11 protein-coding genes are annotated in these 8943 nt (G+C 53.2%); 4 read left to right on the forward strand and 7 right to left on the reverse strand.

Translation table 11 applies throughout. The features are described from left to right. On the forward strand, positions 1-242 hold a 242-nt coding region (locus AXW79_RS23450), incomplete at its 5' end, for a hypothetical protein (RefSeq protein ID WP_211271112.1). 109 nt (positions 243-351) lie between these two features. On the opposite strand, the gene AXW79_RS14065 is transcribed toward AXW79_RS23450, so the two are convergent. Genes AXW79_RS14065 through AXW79_RS14090 form a run of 6 tightly spaced genes read right to left on the reverse strand, consistent with a single transcriptional unit; the run spans position 352 to position 5170 of the window. Next, positions 352-1530, reverse strand: coding sequence for a tetratricopeptide repeat protein (locus AXW79_RS14065; protein WP_005321879.1), 1179 nt, complete (start codon positions 1528-1530; stop codon positions 352-354). 2 nt (positions 1531-1532) lie between these two features. Beyond that, on the reverse strand, positions 1533-2195 hold the full coding sequence (locus tag AXW79_RS14070; protein ID WP_005321877.1) for an energy transducer TonB: 663 nt from the start codon (positions 2193-2195) through the stop codon (positions 1533-1535). Further along, on the reverse strand, positions 2192-2593 hold the full coding sequence (locus AXW79_RS14075) for an ExbD/TolR family protein (RefSeq protein WP_005321875.1): 402 nt from the start codon (positions 2591-2593) through the stop codon (positions 2192-2194). Before AXW79_RS14075 ends, AXW79_RS14070 begins: the two co-directional genes overlap by 4 nt. Beyond that, positions 2590-3120 carry a MotA/TolQ/ExbB proton channel family protein gene (locus tag AXW79_RS14080; protein ID WP_005321870.1) on the reverse strand — a complete coding sequence of 177 codons (531 nt, stop codon included), beginning with the start codon at positions 3118-3120 and terminating at the stop codon, positions 2590-2592. The genes AXW79_RS14075 and AXW79_RS14080 overlap by 4 nt, the downstream gene beginning before the upstream one ends. Then, on the reverse strand, positions 3117-4412 hold the full coding sequence (locus tag AXW79_RS14085) for a MotA/TolQ/ExbB proton channel family protein (RefSeq protein WP_005321868.1): 1296 nt from the start codon (positions 4410-4412) through the stop codon (positions 3117-3119). Before AXW79_RS14085 ends, AXW79_RS14080 begins: the two co-directional genes overlap by 4 nt. Next, positions 4409-5170 carry a DUF3450 domain-containing protein gene (locus AXW79_RS14090; RefSeq protein WP_005321866.1) on the reverse strand — a complete coding sequence of 254 codons (762 nt, stop codon included), beginning with the start codon at positions 5168-5170 and terminating at the stop codon, positions 4409-4411. Before AXW79_RS14090 ends, AXW79_RS14085 begins: the two co-directional genes overlap by 4 nt. A gap of 209 nt (positions 5171-5379) precedes the next feature. On the opposite strand from AXW79_RS14090, the gene AXW79_RS14095 reads away from it, so the two are divergent. Then, positions 5380-6156: a helix-turn-helix transcriptional regulator gene (locus tag AXW79_RS14095; RefSeq protein WP_005321862.1), complete on the forward strand. Its 777-nt coding sequence runs from the start codon at positions 5380-5382 to the stop codon at positions 6154-6156. A gap of 224 nt (positions 6157-6380) precedes the next feature. Here AXW79_RS14095 and AXW79_RS22310 read toward each other — a convergent pair whose 3' ends face one another. After that, the gene (locus AXW79_RS22310) at positions 6381-6857 is read right to left on the reverse strand and encodes a GNAT family N-acetyltransferase (RefSeq protein WP_005321859.1); all 477 of its coding nucleotides are present in this window, start codon (positions 6855-6857) and stop codon (positions 6381-6383) included. Positions 6858-7143: 286 nt separating this feature from the next. Here AXW79_RS22310 and AXW79_RS24160 point away from each other — a divergent pair, with 286 nt between their 5' ends. Both AXW79_RS24160 and AXW79_RS14100 read left to right on the forward strand, forming a co-directional pair. Next, on the forward strand, positions 7144-7362 hold the full coding sequence (locus AXW79_RS24160; RefSeq protein WP_073531812.1) for a DUF6471 domain-containing protein: 219 nt from the start codon (positions 7144-7146) through the stop codon (positions 7360-7362). A 31-nt stretch (positions 7363-7393) separates the two neighbouring features. Beyond that, a complete protein-coding gene (locus AXW79_RS14100) occupies positions 7394-8830 on the forward strand; it encodes a class I SAM-dependent DNA methyltransferase (protein WP_005321856.1) in 1437 nt (478 codons plus the stop codon). Positions 8831-8943 lie beyond the last annotated feature (113 nt).

The following is an 8943-nucleotide window of genomic DNA, read 5'->3' on the forward strand; positions in this document are numbered from 1 at the left end:
AAATCGTCTTGGTCACTTCATCAGACATTGAAAATCAACAAAATTGTTTGATGTTCGATGCTGTGAGTGCCCACACAGATTGCTTGATTCAAATTGTTAAAGAGCGCCACGCTTGTCGCGTTGAGGATGCGCATATTACGCTCCTCACTTCGAAAGTCAAGCGGTTGTTTTCGCTTTTCTTTCGGCGCCGGCTTCGCAAGGAAGCTGGCTCATCAGGTTGGCGTGTTCCGCCGTGCTGGTAGGGGCGCATTATAGGGAGCCGCGCCGGGATGACAAGGGCTTTTTGCAAAAATGCGTTCGTTTGCTTAAAAAGCAGGCTGAACCCCCTGAAACCAAGATATAAGCCTCTATTTACGCCGATTTTTTGCTCAACTCTTCGCTTTGGGCCTGAATATAGTTGACCCAGCTGGTTGCCCGCTGTTGCCAGTTATCCTGCTGTTGCAGTTCACGGGCCAGTTTCAGCGCCTGGGTATATTGCTCCTTATTAAGGTATGCCTGCACCAGCAACGCCTTGGCTCTATTACCCTGTTCGCCTTTCACTGACTTGATGGCAGCCAGCTGGGTCATAGCGGCTTCCGTCTTGCCTTGTTGAAGCAGCAGTTCGGCTGCACGCATGGCCGCTTTGGGCTGAGCATGCTGTTTGGCGAGCAACTGCCAGCTATCAACCGCTTTTGGCCATTCACGAGCGCCCTCCCACAACTGGGCCAGCAACTGCTGGTTTTCGGCACTTTGCTTCATCTGTCCCTTGGACATGGCCGCTTCCAGCAGACGAGCACCACGATAAGGCAGCCCCTGCCAGGCATAAAGACGGATCAACTGATTGCGGGCGGCGGCATCGTCCATCAATTTTCTATCGATGGCTGTCTGCAACAGAGCCAGCGCTTGATCACCACGCTTGGCTGAGAGGTTGAGCGAAACCGCCTGTTGCCACCATTTGCTCTCTTTCGGCTCGTGGCGGATCAGCTCGGCGGCCTGATCGGCTGCCACCCCGTAGCGCTGCAAGGCAGTAAGGGCAGAGAGGCGAATGATGGCAGCCTGCTTCTGCCAGCCCTTTTTCAACAGTTGTTCGCTCTGACTGGCGGCCTCGCCATACTGTTTGTTGTGGTAATAGAGGCCGGCAAGACGAAGGCGCAAGGCATCGTCGGGTTTGATCGCCAGTGCAGCCTTGTAGCTGGCGATGGCGCCAGACCAGTTGGATTGCTGGGCCTGGATATCGCCACGCAGGCGCAGCAGCTGGAGTTGTTGTTGCTCGGGCCACTCTTTATAGGTGAGCGCCTGCTCCACATAGCGGCTTGCCTGGGCGGTTTGCTGCAAATTGGCGGCCAGCGAAGCCTGCAACTGGGCCAGCCAGGCGCGCTCGGCATCGGTGTTTGGCTTGAGTACAGACGCCTTGCTCTGAGCCTGTTGCCACTGGCCGGACTGATAGAGCTTCATCACGGGTTCAAGCTGGCGGGAGAAGTGAGGGCTGACCTCCATGGCCAGACAGGCTTGGCTGACCAAGGCCAGCAGACAGATCCAGATCCGCAACATAGTTATGACTCCAGTTTGAATTTGAGCGTGATGACTTGCACCAGCTTGTCGGCAGCACCCGGTCTTGGTTGATAGCGCCACTTGTTGATCGCCTGAATGGCCGCCCGCTCGAACTGACGCTTGGGCTTGGCCTCGATCACTTCCACATCCTGTACTCGCCCTTCAGCATCGACGCTGAAGCGCAGGGTCACGGCGCCTTCGATCCCCGCCTGCTGGGCGCGATAGGGGTAAACAGGTTCGATCCGTTGCAGCGGCATCAACATATCGCCGGCGCCGACACCGGCGCCTTGCTGCTGACCATGAAAGTTACCGCTCAGTACGGGAGCCGTGCTGGTCGCCACACCGGGGGCATAGACCTGCACAGCACTGAGGCTGGAGACCAGATCCAGGCTAGGTTGCACCGAAGGCAGCGGCGCTGCAGCCGGCAACGGCATGGGAGTCGACGCCAGTGCGGCGGGAGGTTCCGGCAGGGGTTCCGGCTCTTGCGGCACCGGGCGCTCACGCACCTGCACCTCTGTCACTTCATTCTGCATGTTGATGACGATGGATTTTTGCTCACTCGCCACCTTCTCCCCCTTGGGAGGCTCAACCAGAGTAGCCATGAACAGCAGGATCCCCAGACTGAGGGCAATCCCCAGTCCCAGACTCATCAACTTGTATTTCATTTCGGTGCCACCGCCACGGCAATATTGGCAATGCCCGCCGCCTTGGCCTCATCCATCACCCGTACTACCTTGCCGTGCGGTACCCGCTCGTCGGCCTGGATCACCAGGCTGGCATCGGGCTGTTCCGCCAACAGGCGGGCAATACTGGCCTGTACCCGCTCCACGTCTATCTGCTTGCGGTCGAGGAAGATCTGACCCTGGGCACCTATCGCCAGCATGATGCTGGAGGATTTCTGCGCCTTGGCCTGACTGGCCTGGGGCCGATGCACCTCAAGCCCGGCTTCACGCACAAAGGAGGTGGTGACAATAAAGAAGATCAGCATGATGAACACGATATCCAGCATGGGAGTCATGTCGATCTGCACTTCGTCACGCTGACGTTTGGATTGCCGTCTCATTGCATTACCTTCTCTTCTCGCAGGCCGTCCCGGGTCTTGGCCAGCGCACGCTTGGCCTGGCTCTCGAGTCGGCTGAGTAACAAGACGCCGGAGAGGGCCACCACCATGCCTGCCATGGTGGGGATGGTGGCGCGAGAAATACCGCCCGCCATGCTCTCCGGGTTAAAGCGGTTGGCCGCGGCCAACGCATCGAATACGCCTATCATGCCGGTCACTGTACCGAGCAGGCCCAGCATGGGGCAGAGCACCACCAGGGTGCGGATGAAGATCAGATGACGGTTGAGCTCAAGCTCGGCCTGGGCCAGCCAGCGACCACGAATGGCCCTGGCATGCCAGCTGTGGCGCTCACTGCGCGCCTGCCAGCGGCCAAGCAGCTGTTGCTGCAAGGGACCAAAGCCCAGATTGAGGTAGAGCAGCCGCTCGATCATCAGAATCCACATCAGCACCAGCAGGGCCAGAATGACCCAGAGCACGGGGCCGCCACGCCCCATGAAGCTCTGCAACTGTTGCCAGATGTCGAGCATCATGCTGCCCGCTCCATCCCGTTGTTATTGCTCTCGGCGCGCTCGGCCAGGATGCCGGCGACTTGCTGCTCCAGCACATTGGAAAGCTCGGTGAAGCGGGACTGCAGCAGGCTGTGAGCCAGGATCAGCGGAATGGCAGCCACCAGACCCTGAACCGTGGTGATCAGCGCCATTGAGATGCCGCCCGCCATGATCTTGGGATCGCCGGTACCAAACTGGGTGATGGCCTGGAAGGTGCCGATCATGCCGGTCACAGTACCGAGCAGACCCAGCATGGGGGCGATGGCCGCGATCACCTTGACCATGCCGATGCCACGCTCCATGCGGGGCGTCTCCTGCAGGATGGCCTCATCCAGCCTCAGCTCGAGGGTTTCCATGCTCAGCTCGGGATGCTGCTCCGCGACCGTCAGCACCCTACCGAGGGCATTGTCGGCGTGATATTCGCCGCTCTTGAGCTGGCGACGCACCAGAATCAGCTCGCGGGAGAGGCTCCACAACCGCACTGCGGCGATCCCCAGACCGATGGCGGCCAGCAGCACTATGATGGCGCCAACCTGGCCACCCTGTTGAACTTGCTGCCAGAAAGTAGGCGCCTGTGCCAGCATCTCCAGCAGGGTGCCGTGGGAAGGATCCAGCGGCAGAGTTTCTCCCTCCTGACCCTGATAGGCCGCGACCTCGGAGAGCACACCACCTGGCAGACCCAGTACAGGGCTCAACCCCTCGGCAGTGGGCTGCAGGAAACCGTCACCACCAAACAGGGCAAAGCTGCCAACCCGGGTCAGCGGCTGCTCGCTGGCAGCGCCCTGGGCATCGAGCACCTTGCCGTCGAACTGGGCAATCCGGCCAGACTCGCGGATCTCTTGCAGCAGAGTCGCAGGCAACAGGACGAGGGCGGCGCGATCCGGTACCTGCTTCTCCTGCGCCATGGCTTTCAACGGGGCGAGGCGATCGGGATATTGACCTTCTACCGCAGATTCGGCCAGCAGCTTGACCGCATCGCTGGCGCCCTGACGGGTCACGGCAAAAATGTCATTCATGTCACCGGAGGCCTGCTCCCACTGGCCATTGAGCTCGACCAGCTGCTTTTCATTGCTGGCGAACTGGCTGGCCAGCTCCTTGCTCAGACGCTGCGCCTCGGCCAGTTTGGCGCGGGCACTGTTGAGCTCTTTGGAGACGGTCGCCAGATCCTGCTGGGCCTGCTGTTCGCGAGCCTGCTCCTGCTGCTGCCAGGCCTCATCGGCGATGGCAGCATTGGCACCCAGGGAGAGGGCGATAACGAGGGGGAACCATTTCATGACTGAGCCTCCTGGGTACGGCTGACCGACAGGGGCACATGGAGCAATTGCGGGACTTTCTTGTCGGTGGCCATCTCCAGTGCATCGGCGATGGGGGAGAGCCACTGACTGTCGAGGGCTTGCCACTGCTTTGCTTCCGCAGACCAACGCCATGCCTGACTGCGATCGGCTGTCATGGCCAGCAGGGAGACACGGCCCAGCGCCAGCACGTCGACCCGGCGCTGCGCACCATCCAGCGCCAGCTCGGCGGAATAACTGTCCATCCGGCTGCCGTATTCGGCTTCGATCTGATAGGCCTGCAGCAGCTGACGGAATTTCTCCGCTTCGCTCACATCGGCTCTGGCCAGCGTCGCTTTCAGCTGTTCAACCCGTGCCAGGCGATCTTCTTTGCGCAGCGGCAGATCCTCTTGCACAAGCTGTTCCAGATCGGCTTGCATCTGCAGCATCAGCGGGATCAGGCCCTGTCGGGTCTCTTGCACCGCCTCCAGCTGCTGGCTCAACTTGCCCAGCTCATTCTGCTGATCGGCCACCAAAGACTGCATGTAGCGGTTGTAGGCTTCCAGATCACGCAGTTGCAGCTGCGCATTTTGCAGCTCCAGTCTGGCGGCAACGGCCGCATCGGCGGCTTTTTCCACACGCTGCTGGGAGACTTTCCCGGCGGCGATGCTGTTCTTCAGTGCAGGCGCGACCAGATCATCGGCGCTGGCAGCGAAGTGGACTGACAATGGCAACAAGGCCAAACCCCAAAACTTGTTCATGATATAAATCTTAACAATGATAACTATTCTCATTGTCTCAAAGAGTGGGGTCAGTGGCAATCAGATGATTTTCTTGGCCTTCGGTGGAAAAAACAGGATAATTTTTAAGCAAGCACGGGAGTCACTGGCGTTGGTAGTCACAACACCAAATCAATAAATAAAAAATATCTTTTCGATCAATGTGATAGGGATCGAAAAAGGAGATGTACATGTTTAACGATGCGATCTGGGAACACATCGATCGATTCACCAAAGCCAAGAAGACCAGCGAGATCCAGCAGCAACTGGAGCGCTTCAGTCATCAAATGGGCTTTGATTACTTCCGTCTGCTGATTATTTTCCCCATCAGCATGCAGAAATCCCATGTGGCACTGTTCAACAACTGCCCCACCAGCTGGTTCGAAGCCTACAGCGAACGGCACTACCTGACCCAGGATCCAGTGGTGTTCCTGGGCCTGAAGCAGACCCAGCCCATCTTTTGGAACAAGCTCGACTGCGACTCACCCTGGCTACCCAGCGCCAGCCGGGAAGTCATGAATCTGGCCGCCGATTTCGGAGTGAGAAACGGCGTCTCCTTCCCGCTGCATACGCCGCAGGGGGAACACGGCATCCTCTCTTTCATCAGCAAGGAAAAATCCAATTCCGATCTGATGTTTGAAAACGTTCCCTTGTTGTCGTTCTGTGCCAGCTACATCTTCAATTCGGCGTTGCAACTGATAAAAAGCAGACCGGATTTGATGAAGCACCTGACCGAGCTGTCAGATCGGGAGAAGGAGTGCCTGTTCTGGGCCAGTGAGGGCAAGACCTCCTGGGAGATCGCCACCATACTCGGCATCAGCGAACGCACAGTCAACTTCCACCTCAATCAGGTCACGAACAAGACTGACTCGAAGAATCGCAACCAGGCGATCGCCAAGAGTATCTCCAGCGGCATCATAGTGCCCTCGCTGGACGACGTGACCATCACCAACCTGCGGTTGTCATAACGACCACCCCGCCAGACAAACAAAAAGAGCCGCATTGCGGCTCTTTTGTATGCGTGTAATATAGTTGGATACCCAATCACTCTACATACCGTATCCTTCTGCATAAAAAAACAGTTACATAAAAATAAAGTAGGATACCAAGTTGCAAATCCAGCGCCGATAGCGAGAAAGGATAGAGTAATAAAGTGGGATACTAATAACCAAACTTGTTACATAACCCTTAGTTATGATTTCGTGTAAAGAACCAGATCATAATCTCCATTGTTGCTTTTATACGGCTGTCCGCACCTTGAAAAACCGCATCGAACAAGTAATCGATGCATATCGTTATTGTCTTCTCGGGTAGTTGCATAGCACGCCTTACCAGATAACGATGTCATAAGTGCTTCCATTGCAGCTCTGCCGTATCCTTTTCTCCTCGCAGAAGTCGAAACGAACAACCAACCAAGTTCATATGGATAGTTGCTAGGACCCGAGACTTTCGCTTTTTCAAAAATGCGGGTTTTGTATCCAATACTAGGATTTTTGATCGCCCCCACAGCCACGCAATCACCGTCGTTGATAAAACAAAGTTTTTCAGCGCGTAGGATCCTGTCGCTTAATCCAACCGATGAAACTTCTCCTCCTTCCACAACGAAACTCTGAAAAAGTTCCAGTTCAGTCATATTACAGCCTTTAGGGGACTTGACTATTTCTTCCATATTAACACCTCGATATCACTGCAAATGTTCTCAAAATCATAATACTTAAAATAAATACTACAGCCAAGTTTAATATATTTATTGTTCATTGGTAATCCATTATAAATGGCAGAGTAACACCACATTAATTTATTTGAGGCTACCATTAATTTAACGGCCTATACTCTCTCGATCATGATGATCGCCAGCAAAAGTCCACACATATGTGGACTTTTGCACATTTAAGTTGATAAATCAACTTTTTTGTGGCATACCATAGACCATGGTTGCACATTATATAATGCCAATGGATAAGGGTACGTTGAATATCCGAGCTTCAAATTTGCTCAAGGCTGAGTTGCGACGTGCTGGTGTTGGCTATGCCGAATTATGCCAGCGCTTAGCAATTATTGGTGTTAATGAGAGTTACAAAGGTTTGGCTAACAAGATTAATCGAGGAACATTTAGCTTCGTATTTTTTATGCAATGCATGAAGGTTCTTGATGTAAAAGAAGTTAGACTATAAATTTAATATTAATAGACTACTGGAGTTGTTAATGAAGCAAGATAACATCATTCAAAAGATATGGGGGCTTTGTAACATACTTCGTGGTGATGGGATCACTTATTACCAGTATGTATCTGAATTAAGCTATCTACTATTTCTTAAAATTGCCCAGGAAAATGGCTCAGAAAAACTGATACCCAAAGGCTATCGCTGGATTGATCTGGAATCTCATACAGAAGATGGACTATTAGGTTTTTATCAGGAAATGCTTACTCACTTAGGTGCTTATGTTGAAAATGAAGTTGTAAGGGCAATTTATGCATTTCCTACAACAGTTTTCTCTCATTCCGAAAACTTAAAAGCTGTCATAAATGGTATTTCAAAAATAGAGTGGCACCAAGTAGGAAAAGATGGATTTGGAGAATTATACAGCGGTTTAATTGACAAGAGTGCTCAAGATACTCGTTCAGGTGCAGGTCAGTACTTCACTCCACGCTCTTTAGTTAACACTATATTGAGATTAATACAGCCCAACCTTGGCGAATTAATTCAAGACCCTGCAACCGGAAGCGGTGGCTTCTTGGTTTCTGCTGATAATTATATTAGAAACAAATATCCACGAGAAAAATACAAAGCTAATCCTCCTAAATGTCAAGGGGTGGAAATAGAGAAAAATACTCGCCGAATTTGCTTAATGAATACATTTCTACATGAATTAGATGCAAATATTATTTATGGTGATGCACTGACTGATGACGTGGCTGAATTGGCAGAAGCAGATGTAATCATAGCTAACCCTCCTTTTGGTAATAAAGCTGGGGGGCAACGTCCTTTGCGTAACGATATTCCATTCCCGAATGCGAACAAGCAACTCGCTTTTTTACAGCATATTTATTTGGGGCTCAAACCCGGTGGCCGTGCTGCCGTAGTATTGCCTGACAACGTGTTATTTGAAGCCGGTGTCGGCACCGAGGTACGCCGCGACCTGATGAACAAGTGCAACCTGCATACTATTTTGCGGTTGCCCACCGGTATCTTTTACGCTCAGGGCGTAAAAACCAACGTTCTGTTTTTTACCAAGGGATCAGCCAAAGACAAATATCAGGAAGAAAGCTGCACTCAGAATGTCTGGGTCTACGATCTACGTACCAATATGCCAAGCTTTGGCAAGCGAACCCCCTTTGGCAATTCTGATATTGGCTTTACGCCAGAAGAGTTGGGCACAGACCCACACCTGGGTGCCTTTGAGAAAGTGTTTGGTGATAAGCCTGACGGCACTAGCAAACGCATCGAAGGTGAATTTAGCTTCAGCGCACAGGAGATCGAGGTCGATAAAGATGCCGAGGAAGAAAACCAGGGGATCGATGACCGACTCGCACATTCCAGCTGGCGCTGTTTTAGCCGTTATTGGATCGCCGAGACCAAAGGTGACTCGCTGGATATCTCATGGCTAAAAGATAAAGACAGTGTAGATGCAGCTAAATAGCTGTTCCGAATAGTAGCTCACCGGAGGGAGGGAACTCAGGCCAGTTTGTGCGATCTCATTAGTCGCCAAACACAACAAGCCACAACCAAAGGACTAAGTTGATGCCTATCCTA

Source organism: Aeromonas salmonicida subsp. salmonicida (genome assembly GCF_001643305.1).
GTDB lineage: Bacteria > Pseudomonadota > Gammaproteobacteria > Enterobacterales > Aeromonadaceae > Aeromonas > Aeromonas salmonicida.